The 18,485-nt window shown below is 68.8% G+C and carries 17 protein-coding genes; 10 read left to right on the top strand and 7 right to left on the bottom strand.

All coding sequences use genetic code 11. The features are described from left to right. Positions 1 to 110 precede the first annotated feature (110 nt). Positions 111 to 698: a TerD family protein gene (locus ACFWNV_RS17690; protein WP_383947322.1), complete on the bottom strand. Its 588-nt coding sequence runs from the start codon at positions 696 to 698 to the stop codon at positions 111 to 113. Positions 699 to 1,459: 761 nt separating this feature from the next. Between ACFWNV_RS17690 and ACFWNV_RS17685 the strand changes: the two genes are divergently transcribed. Beyond that, complete coding sequence (locus ACFWNV_RS17685) at positions 1,460 to 2,041, top strand: hypothetical protein (RefSeq protein ID WP_383947319.1); 582 nt, start codon at positions 1,460 to 1,462, stop codon at positions 2,039 to 2,041. Positions 2,042 to 2,248: 207 nt separating this feature from the next. Here the strand turns inward: ACFWNV_RS17685 and ACFWNV_RS17680 are convergent, their stop codons facing one another. Beyond that, the gene (locus ACFWNV_RS17680) at positions 2,249 to 3,997 is read right to left on the bottom strand and encodes a hemopexin repeat-containing protein (RefSeq protein ID WP_383947317.1); all 1,749 of its coding nucleotides are present in this window, start codon (positions 3,995 to 3,997) and stop codon (positions 2,249 to 2,251) included. Positions 3,998 to 4,744: 747 nt separating this feature from the next. Here ACFWNV_RS17680 and ACFWNV_RS17675 point away from each other — a divergent pair. After that, entirely contained in the window at positions 4,745 to 5,356 is a 612-nt protein-coding gene (locus ACFWNV_RS17675; RefSeq protein WP_383947314.1) for a hypothetical protein, read from the top strand. 638 nt (positions 5,357 to 5,994) lie between these two features. Next, a complete protein-coding gene (locus tag ACFWNV_RS17670) occupies positions 5,995 to 6,669 on the top strand; it encodes a hypothetical protein (protein WP_383947311.1) in 675 nt (224 codons plus the stop codon). A gap of 173 nt (positions 6,670 to 6,842) precedes the next feature. On the opposite strand, the gene ACFWNV_RS17665 is transcribed toward ACFWNV_RS17670, so the two are convergent. Beyond that, positions 6,843 to 7,856 carry a right-handed parallel beta-helix repeat-containing protein gene (locus tag ACFWNV_RS17665; RefSeq protein WP_383947309.1) on the bottom strand — a complete coding sequence of 338 codons (1,014 nt, stop codon included), beginning with the start codon at positions 7,854 to 7,856 and terminating at the stop codon, positions 6,843 to 6,845. Positions 7,857 to 8,182: 326 nt separating this feature from the next. On the opposite strand from ACFWNV_RS17665, the gene ACFWNV_RS17660 reads away from it, so the two are divergent. From ACFWNV_RS17660 to ACFWNV_RS17650, 3 genes are all read left to right on the top strand, one after another. Then, positions 8,183 to 8,479 (top strand): hypothetical protein, encoded by a 297-nt coding sequence (locus tag ACFWNV_RS17660; protein ID WP_383947325.1) that lies wholly within the window; start codon positions 8,183 to 8,185, stop codon positions 8,477 to 8,479. A gap of 185 nt (positions 8,480 to 8,664) precedes the next feature. Next, positions 8,665 to 9,777 (top strand): ImmA/IrrE family metallo-endopeptidase, encoded by a 1,113-nt coding sequence (locus ACFWNV_RS17655; protein WP_383947306.1) that lies wholly within the window; start codon positions 8,665 to 8,667, stop codon positions 9,775 to 9,777. A gap of 3 nt (positions 9,778 to 9,780) precedes the next feature. After that, entirely contained in the window at positions 9,781 to 10,941 is a 1,161-nt protein-coding gene (locus tag ACFWNV_RS17650) for a hypothetical protein (RefSeq protein ID WP_383947303.1), read from the top strand. Positions 10,942 to 10,958: 17 nt separating this feature from the next. Here the strand turns inward: ACFWNV_RS17650 and ACFWNV_RS17645 are convergent, their stop codons facing one another. After that, the gene (locus tag ACFWNV_RS17645) at positions 10,959 to 11,576 is read right to left on the bottom strand and encodes a hypothetical protein (RefSeq protein WP_383947300.1); all 618 of its coding nucleotides are present in this window, start codon (positions 11,574 to 11,576) and stop codon (positions 10,959 to 10,961) included. A 472-nt stretch (positions 11,577 to 12,048) separates the two neighbouring features. Between ACFWNV_RS17645 and ACFWNV_RS17640 the strand changes: the two genes are divergently transcribed. Beyond that, on the top strand, positions 12,049 to 13,491 hold the full coding sequence (locus tag ACFWNV_RS17640) for a hypothetical protein (protein ID WP_383947297.1): 1,443 nt from the start codon (positions 12,049 to 12,051) through the stop codon (positions 13,489 to 13,491). Positions 13,492 to 13,934: 443 nt separating this feature from the next. Here the strand turns inward: ACFWNV_RS17640 and ACFWNV_RS17635 are convergent, their stop codons facing one another. Genes ACFWNV_RS17635 through ACFWNV_RS17625 form a run of 3 tightly spaced genes read right to left on the bottom strand, consistent with a single transcriptional unit; the run spans position 13,935 to position 15,208 of the window. Continuing rightward, positions 13,935 to 14,444, bottom strand: coding sequence for an O-acetyl-ADP-ribose deacetylase (locus tag ACFWNV_RS17635; protein ID WP_383947295.1), 510 nt, complete (start codon positions 14,442 to 14,444; stop codon positions 13,935 to 13,937). Positions 14,445 to 14,490: 46 nt separating this feature from the next. Continuing rightward, complete coding sequence (locus ACFWNV_RS17630) at positions 14,491 to 14,994, bottom strand: MarR family winged helix-turn-helix transcriptional regulator (protein WP_383947292.1); 504 nt, start codon at positions 14,992 to 14,994, stop codon at positions 14,491 to 14,493. A 10-nt stretch (positions 14,995 to 15,004) separates the two neighbouring features. Then, positions 15,005 to 15,208, bottom strand: a complete 204-nt coding sequence (locus tag ACFWNV_RS17625; RefSeq protein WP_383947289.1) for a hypothetical protein — start codon at positions 15,206 to 15,208, stop codon at positions 15,005 to 15,007. Positions 15,209 to 15,623: 415 nt separating this feature from the next. Here ACFWNV_RS17625 and ACFWNV_RS17620 point away from each other — a divergent pair, with 415 nt between their 5' ends. From ACFWNV_RS17620 to ACFWNV_RS17610, 3 genes are all read left to right on the top strand, one after another. Continuing rightward, the gene (locus ACFWNV_RS17620; protein ID WP_383947285.1) at positions 15,624 to 15,797 is read left to right on the top strand and encodes a hypothetical protein; all 174 of its coding nucleotides are present in this window, start codon (positions 15,624 to 15,626) and stop codon (positions 15,795 to 15,797) included. A 303-nt stretch (positions 15,798 to 16,100) separates the two neighbouring features. Then, positions 16,101 to 17,273, top strand: coding sequence for an anion permease (locus ACFWNV_RS17615; protein ID WP_383947283.1), 1,173 nt, complete (start codon positions 16,101 to 16,103; stop codon positions 17,271 to 17,273). A gap of 46 nt (positions 17,274 to 17,319) precedes the next feature. Next, positions 17,320 to 18,483: an aromatic acid exporter family protein gene (locus ACFWNV_RS17610; protein ID WP_383947279.1), complete on the top strand. Its 1,164-nt coding sequence runs from the start codon at positions 17,320 to 17,322 to the stop codon at positions 18,481 to 18,483. The last annotated feature ends 2 nt before the right edge of the window (positions 18,484 to 18,485 follow it).

The raw sequence follows: 18,485 nt of genomic DNA, 5'->3' as shown, positions 1-18,485 counted from the left end.
CCCCGGGCCCGGCCTGGCCCCCGCCCGGTGCGCGCCCGCGGGTTCCCCACTGGCCGTCGCCATGACCAAGAGAGGAAGGACGTTGTCCCGCAGGACGGAGGCGTTGCGGTTCAGGCCGCGTTCAGCCCGTAGGAAGCTGCCAGCTTGCTGAGTCCGCCGCGGAACCCCTGACCCAGTGCGCGGAAGCTCCAATGCCCGTCTGCCCGGTACAGCTCCCCGAAGATCAGCGTGATCTCCGTGGAGGAGTCCTCTTGCAGATCGAAGCTGGCGACCTCTTCGCCGCTCCCGTCCACGAGGCGGGCGATGGCGCCAGGGACCTGCCCAAAGCTCTGGCGGCGCGCCTCCGCGTCACGAATGGCCACCCCGAAGGCAATGACGTCCACGCTGGCGGGCACCTTGGCGATATTGATCTTGATCTGCTCGTCGTCGCCCTCACCGGCGCCCGTGACGTTGTCCTTGGTCAGCGTGACCGACCCGCCGGCCGCCACCGGGTTGTTGTAGAAGACGAAGTCGGAGTCGCTGGAGACCTTGCCGTTCGGCTGAAGCAGGAAGGCGCAGACGTCCAGGTCGAACTCTGGGCCATCTCCTTCGCCCTCGGTGTCGCGCCTGTTCCACCCCAGCCCGACGGCGAAGTCGGCCTGACCGGAACTCGCTACAGCAAGAGGCACGCTCTCGCCCTTGGCCAGGATGACACTCATGGAGACTCCCTTTTGCGGTTGGTTCCGCGGACTGGCCTGGAGCGCGGACGCCCCAGCGGCGGACGAAGATCAACGAGGGCCAGACTGCTGACGCGCCACCTCCCCCGCAAGGGGCCGATTCGGCCGGGCGCCCCTCACATATCCAGCCACCACCCGTCCCGGTTGGCGCCCGTCAGTGGCAATGGCCCCACTTCCAGTCCTCACGCCCCTGATGCCCCGCCATTCCACGACTGCCAGCGAGATTGCCCTTCGCAGTCTGCGACCATCCGTTCGTCGTACCGTGTGCGGCCCCGGCCGAATCACCTGCGCGGCCCGTGCCCAGGTGCCGGCGGGCCGGGTTGATCCGGGATCGGGCCGTCACGGGGCGGCCGGAGATGGCGGTCCTGGGAGGAAGAGGCCAAGCCACCGCCTGGCAGGCGTCATGCTGTTCGCGGCCGGCGCCGCCCTCGGCGCGTCGGCCCCACCCGCGGCGGCGGACGCCCGAGACCACTGCCCCGTCGCACGAGGTGCGGCTGGTCGCGGGCAACACCACCGGTGAGGACGGGCCCACCCGGCTAACGGTGACCCCGCGCACCGGGCGGCGGCTACGACTGCGAGCGGTCATGTAGCGGAGCGTGACCGGCCCCGTTTCCGCCGCATACGGCACTCGTTTTCCGTGGTGACCTGGATCTTCACGTGAGGTTTCGGCATCTCGGCTACCCGCTGGGTGCCTGCGGCCGGCTGCGGATCCGCCATGACCCTTATGTTGCCGGGAGGGCCCTGTGCCTACTGTCCGTCCCACATTCGCTGTCCTGTGTGCTGCCACGCTGCTGCTGGCGGGAGGCGCCACGGCCGCTACCGCCGCGGCCACCGCGCCCGTCACTGCTGAGAGGGTCGCCGCACCGTCTCCGAAGGTTGCCAAGCAGCTCCTGGCCCAGAGCCAGGCCCGCGCCAAGAGCGCCGAATACCGCACACTCCAGGCACTCGACGGCAGGGAAGACGGCGGCGCCCGGGCTACCCGGGCCGGTGTCGACAAGGCCCGCTACAAGGCCACACAGGCTCTCTTCCACGCAGAGGCCGCCAAATACGCGTACGAGACCACCAAGTTCGCCACCACTACGGCAGAGTCGGCAGAGTCTGATGACCAAGAGGCATCCGATGAACCCGGAACAGTCGTCTATGACCTGGGGACACCCGCCCGTGCCGCCGAGGAAGCAGCCAAGGCAAGCGCCGACAGCCCTGACGACGTCCGTCTCGCGAACAAGGCCACCCAGCTCGAGAACGAGGCCCGCAAAAACCTCAACGGGTACTGGTTCCACGCCGAGAAGAAGCCGCTCACACCGATCTCCATGATCAAGGAATGACACCGCTGGCATCGGCCGGGCCACCACCCTCGCCGGGTGGCGGCCCCGCTACCGTGCCCTCGGCCTCCGGCCGGGCCGGAGGCACCATGCTCAGCCAGCTGTGGTGAGGGTGAACGGAACGTCCCCTGATTCCAGGCCGTGGGCGGACATACCGGCGTTCTGCAGATCGCCTACCACACCGCCTGACCCGGCCGTTGCGGGCTGCGGTCAGGGGCGGATGAAGTCCCCGCGGGTGGCGTAGCGGACGTAGTGGCCGCCTTTGAAGAGGTAGACGTCCTCGTCGCTGCCGGGGACCTCGCTGGCGGCGTCGATGTTGTAGGTGAACTCGGTTCCCTGCAGTCCGGGCCAGCCGGCGGCGATCTTGTACGGGCCGGAGCTGATGGATTCGGAGGAGGTGTTGTAGCGGACGTACTCGTCGTCCTTGAAGAGGTAGACGTCGGTGTCGCTGCCGGGGACCTTGACGGCGGCGTTGACGCTGGAGGCGAACGGGGTGTGCCTCAACGCGGGCCAGCCGTCGGCGATCTTGGTCGACGGGACGACGGTCTCCTCACTGCGGACGTTGTAGCGGGTGTAGTACTCGCCTCGGAAGAGGTAGACGTTGCTGGTGTCCCCGGGAACCTGGCAGCTAGCGCCGAGGCTGGCGATGAAGATGCCCTGCAGCCCGGGCCAGCCGGCGGCGATCTTGGTGGGCGGGACGTCGATCACCTCACGGGTGTTGTCGTAGCGGATGTAGTCGGTGCCCTTGAAGAAGTAGGTGTGCTGGCCGGACGTAACGGCCGCGCCGCGGCTGTCCGCGAACGCGCTGTTCTTCAGGCCGGGCCAGCCGTCGGCGATGGCCCGGACGGCACCTTCGCCGCACCGCAGGTACAGGGTGTGTTCGCCGCCGTCGCCGCCGCCGAACCACCACGAGTCTTCGCCGTTGGGCCTGCGGCTCATTTCGGCGAGTCCGGCGCGGGTGAACCGGATCGTGCGTTTGAGGACCAGGTCGTCCTCGTTGGTGATCCAGCCCAGGAAGGCGTCGAGCAGGCCGGCGACGACGTAGACGAGCGCGGCGAACTGGGCGGCCTTTTCGGCCTCGCTGTCCATGTCGGACAGGGTCTTGGACGCTTCTGCCGCGCGTTCGGACACCTCGGACAGCACGTCGCGCAGGCTGGCCATGAAGCTGCTGCCGCTGTGGTCGGCCTCCCAGACCTCGATCTCCGCCGCCATCGACTCGCGGACACTGCCCGCGAACAGGTACGAGCCGGGATCGAAGGTGTGCCAGCTGCCGGAGGAGACCTCGTGGTACTCCCTGGTCGTCCAGGACTTTTTCACCGAGGTGTCGCTGCCCGCGGCCAGCCCCCAGTAGATCTCGTCCGTGCCCGACTCGTGCGACTCCACCAGGCAGTGGAAGCTGTGCATCCGCAGGGCGAAGTGCCCCAGCGTTTCCTCCGCGGCCCGGTCCAGGGGCGGGCCGTCGACGATGGTGATGCCCCGCCCGTACTCGGCCATCCCCGCCTTGAACTCCTCCGAGTCCAGCGGCTCGCCCGGCGCGATCCGGCTGACGTCGACGATGCTGAAGTTCGGCTGGGCCATGACCTCCTGGCCCAGGGCGGGCAGTTCGGTGAGCAGGTCCGCCAGCGCGTAGCCATCCTCGACCGGCCGGGAGGTGATCGACTCGGGCAGGATGTCGACCGCGCCACGTGCGGTGGCCTGTGTGTAGGCCCGGCCGAACGCGGCGACCTCGCCCTCCTCGGTCAGGACCTTGCCCAGTACGTCGACGAGCTGTTGTTCCAGGTCGGTCAGCGCCAGATTCCGGTCCACCCGGGCGGCGGCGTGCAGCGCCGCCCCCAGCAACAGGTTCGAGGACCGGTTCAGCCGCAGCCGGCCCCCGGCGCGGGAGCTCACGCGGGCTCCCGACAGATCGGCCGTCAGCCGCTCCAGACGTTCCTGCGCGGTCGTGGGATTCTTCGACACGACAACCACACCTCTTTTTCCGGCAGCCGGCGGCACGGACGCACCACCGGCGGTCGGACCACGAAACCCAACCGTCCGGCGTGGTGTCCGGGAAACGCGAATCAATGGCCTGATCGGGTTGGCTGCTGTCCCCGCACGCGGCAGGCTGTCTGTGACGTGCATGGGGTTCGGGTACCTGCCCGACACCATGCCTCGCAGATGATCGGCGGGCGTGTGTTCAGACCTCTGGCTTTGACGGTGACTAGTGGGGCCGGCACAGATCTTGGGGAGGGGTGACGGTCGGTCACTGGGAGGTTCTGTTTAGCTGGTGATCCAGAGCGGGGTGGAGCCGCCGGCATCGGCGGCGAAGGCGCTGTTCATGCTGCGGGCAAGGCCGCCCAGTCGAGCAGCTCAGCGAACGCGAAATCACGCTCCGCGACCGCTTCCCAAGATCTCTGCCAGAACCCAACTGTCACCGTCAACCGCAATGCCGAAGCGTTCGCCCAGGTGCCGTGCGTTGGCAGTGTGGCCGTGGGCCGCAGGGTCCGGTACACCGCCCCATACCTGAGGAGGGGTCTGCCTGTCCCAGTTTTTGATCTTCTTATCCGTACCCGTGTCCCGTGGGTCAGGCTGGTTCCCCGGATGAGGTCGGTCGTTGTCCGGACGTCATTCGTACAGCGGTCACCTCGCCCTTTGATCCGGCAGTAGACAAGACAGCAGCAACGGCGCCCGACGAGGCCGCCGTTCCCCACATACCCAGGAGGACTGATGTCGGTTGCACCGGACCAGGAATGGCAGCTGAGCCCTGAGTCAGACGCACTGATCTATCCCGCCAACGGCAAGACCCTGGTCAAGCCGTTCATCCTGACCACCGCCGTGGCCAACGGCGCCCTCCGTGCAGTCGACAACTACGACTACTCCCTGCGCACCGAGCTGAAGGCCCTCGGTTACGACCTGATCGTGGTCGCTCACCCGCCCGAGGGCGACCTCGCCAAGCAGGCGGATTCCGTCCGCACCGCCATCCTTCGGACGATCGCCGAGCAACAGGGCGACGCTCCCCTGGTCGTGGGTGGCATCGGCAGGGGTGCCCTGACGTCCCGCTACGCCCTCGTCAAGATGGAACGTGAACGCCTCACGCACCAGACCGCCCTCTACTTCTCCTACGACGGACACGCCCCCTCGGCCCAGGAGGCCGAGCAGCTTGAACAATTGGGCGACTGGCCGACGATTCCCAAGCTGCTCAACCTGATCACCTTCGGCGAGGCCCCCCAGGTGCATGGAGAGCAATTCGCCGAGACCAAGATCGGCTCACCGCTGTCGGGAGAAGTTCCCCCGGTCAGCAAGCAACACGGCTCCTGGCTCCTGGAACGCCTGCCCTAACGAGCGGGCAACAACCCGACGGCGACGCGAAGAGCCCCCCGGAGAACGCCTCCGGGGGGCTGTCGTATGCAGGTCCGCCGGACCGTGCCCGAAGAAGCCACACGCGCGGGACGCTATCCGATCGCGGATCAGGGGCGGAAACACCCGGTTCTGCCCCCTCCAGCCGATCCGAACTCGCCGTCCGGGTGGAGTCACTAGTCGGGTCTGGCCCATTTCTTGGGGAGCGGTATCGGTCGGTCACTGGGGGGTTCTGTTTGGCTGGTGATCCAGGGCGGGGTGGAGCCGCCAGCATCGGCGTCGAAGTCGCTGTTCATGCTGCAGCAAGGCTGCCCAGTCGAGCAGCACAGCGAACGCGGAATCACGCTCCGCGACCGCTCCCCAAGACCTGTGCCAGAACCGACTAGTGACTCCACCCGGAAGGCGAGTTCTGCTCCACCCAGGGTGCCGGGTCGCGACCGCTGCGGCCCGCACCGGAAAGCTGAAGATCGTTACCTGCGGTGCCGTTCGGGCGTTGGACACAGCTGGCAGCATCTTGGCTCGCCCACGCCTGATCGGACGGATTCGTGACTCCACTCCTGAAAGCCCGGACTCCGCGGCCGCGTCGCCCGCACGCGACGGCCCTGCTGGCGACAGGAACCTTGGTTCTGAGCAGCATGCTGCCGCTGGCCCTCGCCACTTCCGCCTCGGCGGCCACCAGCAGGACGTGGACCACTCCCGGAGCTTACGAGTTCACCGTGCCGTCGGGTGTCACCAAGATGACCGTCTCGGTCACCGCAGGAGGCGGTGGCGGAGCCGGGAGTCACGTTGGTCGCGACTTCAGGGACGAGAGTAAGGAGCTGCCCGGCGGTGGTGGCGGTGGCGGTGCGACCGTAACGTGCAGCGGGGCCGTCATTCCGGGCGAGACGATTTACATTGCGGTCGGCGCCGGCGCCAGAGGCGGGGACGTCGGCAGAGCCGGCGACCTGGGCGGCACCTCGCTCGCCCAGCCGAAGGCCGGCACGATCAACGCCAGCGCCTACGGGGGTAGCGGAGGCGGTAGCAGCAGGGAGAGCGATGAGGACCCGACGCTGGAGCTGACCGAGGGCGGTCACGGCGGCAGCTTCTTCTCGACGAAGGGGTGCAGCTCGCAGCGCGAAGGTCAGGCCGGAGGAAGTGTCAATCCCAACGCCAAGAAGCCGGCCTCTGGAGCCGGGGGCCGGGCAGCCACGCCGGGGAAGAGCTGCCCCACTGGGACCGGCGACGGCGGCAAGGGCGGCGACCTGGGAGCCGGTGGCAGCGGTGGGCGGCATGGCTGCGTCGTGATCACTTACTGACGACCCACCGTCGCGTAGCCAGCAGGCCAACAGGCCGGTCCGCCTGACGGGTAGCCCACGGTCCAGACCGTGGGCTACCTCATCGCTTCTTCTGGCCCAAGCCGCCGGTCGGGCGCTCCCAAGGTGCAGTACTGGCTGGCTAGCACTCTGTGGGTTGACGTGAGCCTGCCGTATCAAGCGCTGCAGTGAGGGAGGGCTGTGGTGCTGACGCAGTTGGTGGGCGTATTGCGGGTAATGGTCGCCTGGTCGTGGAGGTTGAGGGTGCCGGTGTTGTAGACGCCGCCTCCTTCGCCGCCGAGGGCGCCGTCGACCGCCTTGGAGGTGTTGCCGGTGACGGTAGCGTGGCCGCGCAGGGTGAGCGTACCCCTGTTCATGATGCCGCCGCCGCGGCCGGAGTCGACGAGAATGATCTTTCCTTCCGGCTTGCCGGGGCCGGTCTGGCTGGTGTTGCCGGAGACGCTGGCGGTGTCCGTCAGGGTGAGGGTGCCCTCGTTCAGAATGCCGCCGCCGTTTCCACCCTCATAGATGCTCCCGCCCTGGTTACGCCTGTGTGCCCCGACATCGGTGTTGTCCTTGACCGCGGTGGAACCGGTAAGGGTTGCCTCCCCGCCCTTCATGATCCACATTCCGCCGCCGCTGAAGGAGTCGACGCCGCCGTGGTTGTGGTCCATCGTGGTGTCCGAGGCGATGAGACTACTGTCAGGCTCCACCGTGATGCCGGTACCGCCGGTGCCGCCACTGTTCTGGGTGATGTGGACCCGCCTTAGCGTGACCCCTTTTCCTGTCACCGCCAGGCCGACGGCCTTGTTGTGGCTGATGGTCAGGTCTTCAATGGTGACGGCTCCCCGCACACGGACCAGAGCGAGGGCGATGGCGACGCCCTCCTTCGCGCGCAGAGTCGCGTGGTTGCCCTTGACCGTCAGCCCGGCGGCACGATTGAAGGTAATCCCGGCCGTCTTGGTCTTGTCCACCTTGTCCAGTTTGTAGACGCAGTTCTCGGCGAGACTCAGGGTGACCCAGCCCTGGGCCTTGTTGGCCTTGCTCACCGCTTTGAGTAGCGGTGCGGTTCCGCACGCCGCCTTGATGACCGTCTGCTTCTCCGCAGTCTGCGCCGTCGCGCCCCTGGCGGCCGACAGGGTGGATACCCCGAGCACTGCGCACACCACTGCCATCAGTTTCTTGCCCATCAAGCCTCCATCCACAGCGCCGGATGACCCAGTGTCAGTCGGCACTGGTCATAACTGGTGGTAGCGGCGAAGGAAACGAAATCGCCAGGTGACCAGGAGGCCGTGCAGCATCCATCGTTCTGGGGGGGCGAGGCCCCTGCTCGCCGTTGGAGGCCGGCCTGGTGCAAGCCGGCCCGGCCCCGTCGGCCGTTGTATAGGTGGCCCCTGTTGCAAGGTGCCGTCCACCTGACGCCCCGCAGGTCTCCGTGTTTCACGATTTAATTCGTTCCGCATGTCCGGTGAAACAGCCGTGCAACAGCCCTGGTGAGTCCTCAGCCTGACGGAACCTGCGCGCCGACCCCCGCCAATCGGTAGACAAGCGCGGGTTCCGGGCGTTCGAGGTCCAGGACTCTACGAACCCGCGCGCTTCGGCGTTCGACGTTCTGCAGGCCGACGGCGTCGAGCTGATCAACCTGCCCTACCGGGAGCGCCGACGGCGCCTTGAGGTCCTGTTCGCGTCCCGCGCTCTGACGCCGCCGTGGACGCTGTGCCCGATGACCACGGACGTGACGGTGGCACGGGAGTGGCTGGAGTCGTGGACCGAGGTGACCGGCGTCGAAGGCCTGGTTCCGGAAGTGCAGTGAGGACCGACTCGATCCGGCGGCTGCTGTTCAGAGACGCCCGCGACAGCAGTGGATCAGGGTTGGGCTGTCAGTGGGGCCTGATACACCTGGAACCACAGCACCCCACGGATCATTTACGGAATATTCTTTGGCATAAAACCGTTTACTCTCTGGTGAGTTGACATCGCCAGGGCTGGAGGTGGACCGTGCGCGACCAGAACAGCTTGGTGGCGGATCCCGCCATGCTCACACTGGCCCGCGACTCGCGCGGCTGGACACAGTCCGACCTGGCTGCCGAGTTGTCCCGACTTGAAGGCACCCGCATCACTCAGGGGTACGTCAGCCGAGCCGAAGCGGGCCGCATCCCCGTCAAGGATGGGCGCGTGCAACAGTTCGCCGACGCACTTCGCTACACCGCCGACCTGCTGTGCCGCACTTCCGATACAGCCGGGGCAGGCGTCGGGCTGATCCATCACCGCAAGCGCGCCTCCCTGGGAGCGCCCGCCCTCCGTCGGATCCATGCGACGCTGGCGCTCACCCGCCTCCAAGTGGAAGCTCTGATCCAGGCGGCAGACTTCCATCCCCGTATCCAGTTCCGGCGCATCGAGGTCAACGACTTCGACACCCCTGCGGACGCGGCAGAAACGGTGCGCGAGGAGTGGAGTGTCCCCGCTGGCCCCGTCGATGACATGGTCGCCCTGCTCGAAGACGCCGGTGCACTGGTCGTGGTCCGCAACCTCTGCACTACCGCGCTCGATGCGGTGAGCCAGTGGCCCGCGGACAAGGCACCACTGGTGCTCCTAAACTCCGGTGCTCCCGCTGACCGTTCGCGCTTCAGTCTCGCGCACGAGCTGGGTCACTTGGTGATGCACAGCGAGCCCGGCGAGGGGCGCGTGCAGGAAGATCAGGCCAACCGGTTCGCCGCCGAATTCCTCATGCCCCACGACGCCGTCCTCCCCGAGCTGAAGCCAGGCATCGATGTATCGCGCCTGCTGGACCTCAAGGCGCGGTGGGGGGTATCCATGGCAGCTCTCATCAGACGGGCCATGGACCTGGGTGTTGTCAGCGAATGGCAATACCGCACGCTCATGGTCGAGTTGTCCGCCCTGGGCTACCGAACCAACGAACCGACCACCATCCGGCGCGAAACCCCGCGCCATCTTGCTCGAGCCGTCACCCGGCTCGAAGAGCAGCTCCACCTCAGTCCGACCGAGACCGCCCATCTGGCGGGGCTGGGTCGTGAGGAGTTCCACGAGATCTACTTGTGCGCTTCTTCTCCGTCCGGACACAAGGATGTGCCGGACTCTTCTGCGAGGTGATTCATGAGCAACACCCCCTCCCCGAGGCGGCGACCGCCCGCCTTGAAGACGCTGGACCACACCGTTGCCGCCCTGCCTCTTCTACAGGGACGGGTACTGCTCCATGAAAACGCCCACAACCTTCCGCGGTCGCGGCACACGCTGGACGACGATTTCAGCGGCGTGGTGATGACCGGAGCCAACGCCGACGAGCGGGCCTTCCACCTTCGCAGCACGGCTGGCTACGAAGGCACCCTCCTGATCGACAGCGCCCCCTACACAAGCTACGTCGCGACAGCAGACGAACCGTTCATGGTGCCCACCGACGAGCTGTTTGCCTCCGTGGACACCTCGCTGGCCTTCCAGAAGGTGCGAGGCGCGAGCGCGGCGCTGACTCCGACCGGCTACATCCCGCCGGCGGACTCCAAGACGCTCAAGGCCGTGATGCGCGAGGCCAACAAGATCGAGCGGGCCGACACCGTCGTGACGCTCCCCATCGACGTCACGTGGCTGAACCGCGAGAACATCAGTCAACTCATCGCGGTCTGCACGAAGATCCGGCACCTGAAGGCCATCATCCTCTTCCGCCAGTTCGACCCGCTGGAGCAGACCAAGGACATACCGGCCAATCTGCGCCGCCTCTTGGCCAACGTCGAGCACACGGCACTCCTGCGCACCGACCTCGCAGCGCTCGACGCCATGGCACACGGCGCGTTCTGCGCCGGCATCGGCGTGCAGAGCTCGCTCCGTCACGCGATCCCACCCGGCCAGAAGGCGCAAGTCGGAAAGCCCGGGGGGCCTATCTACCCGAACGTGCTGATGCCCGAGCTCATGTGCTTCAAGGGCGCCGCATCCCTCGCCACGCTGTACAGCAACGCCGATCCCGCGACCTGCGCCTGCGAGCAGTGCGACGGACGCGGCCTCGACCGCTTCTGCCTATCCGACGGCGAGACACGGCGCGAGGCCGACAACCACACTGTGCTCACATGGAGCGCCTGGGTCACCGAAATGGCCGGCTACCGGCCAGGCGCTCCGCGCAAGACATGGTGGCGCGACAAATGTGCGGCAGCCGTCGACCGCTACGCGTTGGAGAACCAGCGCATCGGACTGGGCGCCAGCCCCAGGTCCGGTTTCCAAGCACCCTCGCCACTCAAGACGTGGGCAACGCTCCCCGTCGCCCCGTAGCGAGCCCCGTCGGGCACTCAGGGAAGCTGGCGGTGAACGTCTTCCAGGAACTTCCAGCCGGCGACGGTATGACGCCTGCGCACGAAGGGGCGCGGTGGCACCAACACCTCCACCGTGTCTCCGTGCACCGTGAGCAGTCCGATGCCGTAAAAGTCCGCCCGCATCACTGCGTCGTCCTTGCGCCGCAGCGCTCCCTCCACAACCACCGTGCGCGAGCAAAATGGAGTAAATCGCTCGGCCTTCTCCATCGCCGACTCCCAGCTACGGCCGGGCACGAAGGCCATGTCGACATGCACAGGCTGCGCCGCTCGGCGGGTAACCAACCCGTTGCCGCGGACCGCTGCCCCCTTCGGCAGGACCTTCAGGACCCGCCGCTCCCTCTCGCTCAAGGAGCTGGCAGGAACCGGCTCTCCAAGGGGAAGCGCCATGAGGAGATTCAACACATCAGGTCGCGTCAGCGGCGGCATCCCCTCCGCTGCTCGTCGCTCACGCTCTCGTACGTCGTACCGGTAGGCAATGACAGCTTGCGTGCCGAAGGCTTCAACGGGCGCGAGCTTCGCCTCTCGGGGCACGAGGTCGCAGGGAAGTACGGCGCCCGCGACGACATCCATCGGCTTTCGTGCCACGACCGCCATGGACCAACCCGCTCTCGTTTCGAACTGACGCTCCCACTTGTGGCGCGTCTTTACGCCCATGCTTACCGTCAGGCGCCCGTCACCGGAAGCACGAACGACGCACATTTGCACGATCCGCCCGTCGACCCCTCCGGACCGCGAAGCGGGCGGTATTGGCAGGCTTAACCAGCCTTCCCCTGCCCTGGACACGGGAACACCTCCGCACGGATGCCCAGGCTAGTACGGACACCCGTTCGCCTGTCAGTCACCTCCTCCTCCGATGTTCACAAAGCGGCAGGCATCCGTCGCACTGTGACCGGCAAGCAACCACAAGCGCCACCAATGAACGACTGCGAGCGCAGCCACCCCAAGCCGCCATGCCCGCGTCTATCCAGATCGCCGCCTGCCAACCCCTTCCAATCCCACCAGCCCCACGCCGTGAGGAGTCGACTGAGAGCATGCAGGTCGGGCCTTCGCACGGTAGGGAGTTCGGGTGCCGCAACCGCTAAACGATCGACAGCAGGAGGTGCTGCGATGGGTTGGTCGAGGATGCCCTGCCGGCGTCCGGGAAGGAACCGGGCACAAGCTCAGCTGCCAGGCCCTGCAAAGCCGGGGGCTGGTCAAGATCTCCAAGCGGCAGGGGAAGTGGTCCGCCGTTCTCACCGACGCCGGCCAGTACTACCTGAACCACGACGCCCACCTGCCCGATCAGCCTCATGGCAGAAGCGTCTCCCCCTCGCGGGGTGGAGCCCAGCCATTTGCCGCGCCCAGCGGCCAGCAGCTCAACGCAGAGACAGCCACGCCCCTGCCGGCGCAACGAACCAGCCCCCTTCCGCGGAAGAGAGCCAAGACCGTCACGGAACAGCTCCTCGAAGAGCTCACCGAAGCCGGCGGCCGAATCGTCAAACGCGAAGCCAGTGGCAGAGAGACCGAGAAATGGCCGATCCGCGTCGCCGCAGCGCGCCGGTCGGGAAAGATCCCTGAGACCAAGGAACTGCACGCAGGCTGGTGCAACGACGGATACGAGATCCGGCTGGTCGATACCCCCGCCTGGCGCTTGGCCGTGCTGCCACCCGTTCCCGTCCCAATTCGGCTCTCCACGCCACACCCCGTGGTCAAAGCTCTCCAGGCGCACGCCCAGCCCATGGCACTGACGAAAGCGGTGCAGGGCCGAGCCTTCCGTCTCGTCCACGCATTGCTCGCCGCAACCCAGCAGCTTGGGTATGCCAGCGTGTTCGGCACCGCCGAGACTGCGGCAGCACCACATCGCAGGCAGCACGGCCCTCCCCACTTCACGATCACGGCCCAGAGCCAGAAATGCGATTTCCTCATCCTCCAGGAACAGGACCGCGCCGATCACATCCCCACGAAGAAGGAACTCGCGGACGCGGCGAAGCACTCCTGGGTCAGGATTCCCCGATACGACCACTCCCCCAGCGAACGCCTGCGAATCTGCGTCAGCGGCGGGTTGCAGCACAGAGCCGGCGAGTGGGCCGATACGGCCACACGCCCCCTTGAGGACCAGCTCGCCGAAATCGTGCAGGAAGTAGGACTCCGAGGCGAAGCCGCCGAACGCAAACGGCTGGCCGACCTGGAGACGGCACGGCAAAAGCGGCTCCAGTGGGAGACCGCGATGCAGCGAGCAAAGATCGACTACGCCGAGGCGGCCCGCGCCCAGCAACTTGCATCGCAAGAAGAAGCATGGCGCCGCGCAGCCGGCCTGGCCGAGTACATCACCGCACTGCGCCTCCACGCAGAGGCCCTGCCGGATGGACCGGAGAGAGACGGTGCCGAGGCATGGATTGCATGGGCCGACGGCCACGTGCAACGGCTGAACCCACTCAACGGCACGCTCCGCCTGCCGGACGTCCCCGAACCTCGAGCCGACGAGCTGCAGCCGTTCCTGCGCGGTTGGAGCGCCTACGGGCCCGGCTAAGAAGGCTCTCCCATGTCACAGAGAGTATTCGGCGAAGGAAGACCAGAGGGCGAGGTACGGACGGGCCAGCTGGGTCACCGGGAGCGAATATGGGCGCCCCTCGCAGCAGGGTCACAACCTGATGCGAGGGGCACACGTCCGCGCCTGACAGCCCGTCAGGCATCGCTGGCGGCGTGCGTCAAACGTGCGTCACGAGCGTCAAATCAGCGTCAAGATATCGCCCGTAACGCCCACAGCGCACATAACGCACACTGGCCTAACCTGCAGGTCAGAGGCCCTTTCCAACGGGCTCAAGGATCGCGACGCACTCGACATGCTGAGTCATCGGAATCCAGTTGGCGCCACGGTTGAAGCACCTGAGGCGGCGCCTCTGGCGAGGTGCCGCCTCAGGATGTCGATTCTCCGGGACTCAGACGTGATGGGTATGTCGCAACCGTGTCCGGTCAACGGAGCTGATCGGCGAAAGCTTCGTAAGCCGACTCGTCGAAGAGGACGAACCTCACCTCTTCCACGGCCGTCTCAGCGCCACGCACCGCCTCCACCGCGATGCGGGCAGCATCCTCCATCGGCCACCCGTACGCCCCGGTCGAGATGGCCGGGAAGGCGACCGTCCGCGCTCCCAGTTCGTCCGCGACCTTCAGCGACTCCCGGTAGCAAGAGGTCAACAGCGATGGATCGCTGCCGGAAACCTGATACACCGGGCCGACCGTGTGGATCACGTGCTCCGCCGGGAGCCGGCCGGCCGTGGTGGCGACGGCCCGGCCCGTCGCCAGGCCCTTGCCGTAGTGCGAGCGGCGCAGGTCCTCGCAGGCGGCCAGGATCTCCGGTCCCCCGCGCCGGTGGATGGCCCCGTCGACCCCGCCGCCGCCGAGCAGCGAGGAGTTCGCGGCGTTGACGACGGCATCGGCCTGCTCGGCCGTGATGTCGCCCTGAACGAGTGTGATCCGCGGCATCGGATTCCCTTCCCTTGAGTCGGGGGGATTATCCCGCGACGAGGGATCACGAACCCGCGCCGTCGGCGTCCTCCAGGCAGGCCGCGAGGCGGGCGAGGGCCGGCAGGGCTGCGCGGAGCGCGGCGCGGTCGGCGTCGGGCAGGGCCGTCAGCGCGTGGTCCAGGCGGCGTTCGTGGGCGCGCGTCCAGGCGGCCAGCCGCAGCCGGCCGGCGTCGGTGGCACTGACGGCGGCGGCCCGCCGGTCCCCGCTGTCCACCGCGCGGGTCATCAGCCCGTTCCTGACCATCGTGGCGACGAGTCCGCTCACCGTGGACTGCGCGAGGCGCCGGCGGGCGGCGAGTTCGCTGACGCGGACCGGGGAGTGTTCCACGCAGACCTGGAGCAGCTCCACCTGGGCCATCGGGAGGTGCTCCCAGGGGTACTCCGTACGGATCGAGGAGCGCAGGGCGCGGCGCAGCCGGGTGACGGCGGCCGTCAGCGCCCGGGCTTCGGGTGAGCCCGAGCCGGGCTGCGCCTCCGGGGCGCCGGGCGTGCCCGGCATGCGTGCCATGCCGTCCACGCTACTCGCGCTCCGCCGCGGCGGGGGCGGCTCCCGCTCCGCTCCGGGAGCCCGCCACGGCCACGGCCGGCAGGATCAGCACCGCGAGCCGGCCGCCGCCGCCCGTGTGCAGGGCCGGAGTGACGAGGACGATGCCGATCGCTGTGCCCAGCCCGCGGGCCATGCCGATCAGGCTGCCGCCGGTGCCCGGGGCGTCCTTCGGCACCCCCGCGTCACGAGGGCGGACAGGTCGAGGGCGCGGGCGAGCGGCGCGGGCGCCAGAGGAGCAAGGCGCAGCCGGTCAGCGCCGGTCCATACAGGCGGCGCGCCCGGTCGGTGACGGCGGCGGGCAGGGCCCGGTCGCCGCCCACCGCGCCGAGCGCGATCCGGCGGGCAGGGCGGTGAGGGCCGTTCCGGCGAGGAGCACGCCGTGCCCGGACCCGAGGAGGAGTACGGGGACCAGGACCAGCGGGCCGAACAGGACGGGGTATCCGCACAGGGCCGGCCGCCGCGAGCCCGCCCCGGATCCCGGGGGGCCTCGACAGCGCGGAGTCGTGCGGGGCGCGCCACTCCCGCCGGACGAGGCCCGCGGTGGCGCCGAGGGCCACCCCGCAGGCGGCCGGCCCGGTCCGGGGCGACGCGTGCAGCCCCGACAGGGAGCCGAGGGCCGCCGGCAGGGCAGCCGTGGCGGCGGCGAGCCACAGGGCTCCGGCCCGGTCGGGCCCCCGTACGGGAGCCCGGTCGCGGGTGCGCGGGAGCAGCGCCCGGCGGCCACGGCGATCAGCCCGGCGGGCACGTTGATCCAGTACGTCTAGCCCCGGCCCGACGGCCTGGACAGCCGGGCAATATTGCATCGGACACCGATTTACCTGATGCCGAAGAAAAGGAAGAAAGGCCCGGACTCCGTGGGCCATAAGGCCGGGAGCCCCCTTCTCCCGCGGCCGCACAGGGAATTCGCGGCAGGATCCTTTACGGATTTTCCCGGCATTTTTATCGCCCTATACTTAACGCCGCCTTATTCGTTTTCCGTTCACCGGGGAAGCCGATTCGGCCCCTTCTGCGCGCCTATCGTTCTGACGTCCCACTCCACTCGCAGAGACGCGCAGAGGCACGCACTCATGGACTCCTCCACGACGCTCATCGCGGTCACCGTCGCCGTGGCCCTGCTGTTCGACTTCACCAACGGGTTCCACGACACCGCGAACGCGGTGGCCACCGCGATCGCCACCGGTGCCTTGCGCCCCAAGGTCGCCGTGGCCATGTCCGCGGTGTGCAATCTGGCCGGTGCGTTCGTTTCGGTGGCGGTTGCCAAAACGATCTCCGGGGGCATCATCGACGAGCACGCCGGAATACGTCCGCCGGTCATCCTCGCCGCCCTCGCGGGGGCCGTGCTGTGGAATCTGACGACCTGGCTGCTCGGAATTCCCAGCAGTTCCTCGCACGCCCTCGTGGGCGGGCTGATCGGGGCCACCGTGGCCTCGGTGGGCCTCCAGGGGGTCAACGGAATGGCCGTGGTCGGCAAGATCCTCGTCCCGGCCGCGCTGTCCCCGCTGATCGGCGGACTCGTGGCGTACGCGGCCACTCGGACGGCGGGCCGGCTGAGCGGTCCGGAGCGCGGCGGTGACGGCGTGGAACGCGGAACGGGGAGCGGGGCGGGCCGCGGGGCCCGTGCCGGGCAGGTGCTCGCGGCGGCCCTCGTGTCCCTGGCGCACGGCACCGGCGACGGGCAGAAGACCATGGGTGTGATCACGCTGACGCTGGTCACGGCGGGTTCCCTGCCGGCCGGGTCCGCTCCCCCGCTGTGGGTCATCGCGGCCGCGGGGCTCACGATGGCCCTGGGCACCTACACGGGCGGCTGGCGCATCATCCGCACGCTCGGCACGGGCCTGACCCGGCTCGGCCCGCGGCAGGGCTGCGTGGCCCAGACGAGCGCGGCGGCCGTGCTGCTGACCACCTCGCACCTGGGCTTCGCAGTGTCCACCACGCACGCCGTCACCGGGAGCGTCGCCGGGGCCGGGCTCGCCACCCCCGGCGGGGTCCTGAGCCGGGCGACCCTGCGGTCCATGCTCGTGTCCTGGGTGCTCACCCTGCCCGCGGCGGGGCTCGTCGCCGCGGGGGCCGTGCTGCTCACGGAGCAGGGGGCCTGGGGCCAGGACGCCACGGCCGCCCTGCTGCTGGCCGCGACCCTCGCCTTCTGGGCCCGGTCCCGGCGTACGGCCGTCACCGCACGGAGCGTCGCACCGGAGGCGACCACGGCCACGGCAACCGCCACGGCAACCGCGACGGCCTGAGCCGCGCGCCGCCTTTCATGACGATTCCTGACGTAAGGTCCCGAAAATGAAGGTACCCGGCAGCGTGGTGGGAGCAGCGGGCCTGCGGTCCCGGATGACCGCCGGTTTCGGCGACGGAAGCATGGTCCTGCGCGCCGCGGTCTCGGCGGGACTCTCCTGGTGGATCGCCTCCGCCCTGCTGCACTCCGATGCGGCCTCGCTCGCCCCCGTCGGCGCCATCCTCGCCACGCAGGCCACGCCCTTCGCCACGGCGCGCAAGAGCCTGCAGCGGGCGGCGGGCATCCTGTTCGGCTTCCTGCTCGGCGTGGCGGCCACCGCGTCGATCGGCACGAACACGGTGAGCGTCGTCCTCGTGGTGCTGGTCGGCATGTACGCGGGACGCGCGATGAACCTCGGCTCGCAGATGCACCAGATCGCGCTCACCGCCGTGCTCGTGATGGGCGCCGCCGCCACCTTCGGGTACGGAGCCTCCCGGCTGGAGGACAACGTCGTCGGCGTGCTCGTCGGCACGTGCGTCGGCCTCGCGCTGCCCGCCCCCGGCTTCACCCGCCGGGCCGGTGAGGAACTGGCCCGTCTGAACCGGGAGATGGCCGCCCTGCTCGCCGAGATCGCCCGGGGCCTGGCCGAGGACGACTGGGCGGCGCGCACCGGGGACTGGGTCCGGCGGGCCCGCTCCCTGTCCAAGGAGCTCGACACGGTGCGCCAGGCCGTCCGCGAGGCCGAGGACGCGATCCGCTGGCGGCCCCGCGGCCGGCTCGCGCGGCCCCGCCTGGACCGGCTCGCCGAAGCGACCCAGTGCCTCGACCACGTCGGCCACCAGGTCCGGGGGATCACCCGCGGGCTGTACAACCTGACCTTCCGCGAAGGCCGCCCGCCCGCCCTGCACTGGGCGCAGCACGAGGAATCCCTGCTGCCCCTGCGGGCCGAGGCCCCGGCCGGGCTGGACGGGGTACTGGCCGCGTTCGCCGCGATGCTGGGCGACCTGGCAGGCGTACACGTACGGGAGGAGGCCCCGGCGCCCGAGGTGCGGGACCGCCTCGCGGAGCTGCTCGGCGAGACCGAGACCCGCTTCCTGCGGACCGCGCTGGGGCAGTCCCCCGGCTACGCGGACTGGCGGGTCCTGTGCACCGCCGGGATCCTGGAGGACGCCCGGAAGATGCTCCACGAACTCGACCCCTCGATCGGCCCCCACAAGGCTGCCTTCGGGTAGCG

It is taken from the genome of Streptomyces sp. NPDC058401 (assembly GCF_042722885.1).
In the GTDB taxonomy this organism is placed as follows: domain Bacteria; phylum Actinomycetota; class Actinomycetes; order Streptomycetales; family Streptomycetaceae; genus Streptomyces.
This window is presented reverse-complemented; position numbering and strand designations above follow the sequence as displayed.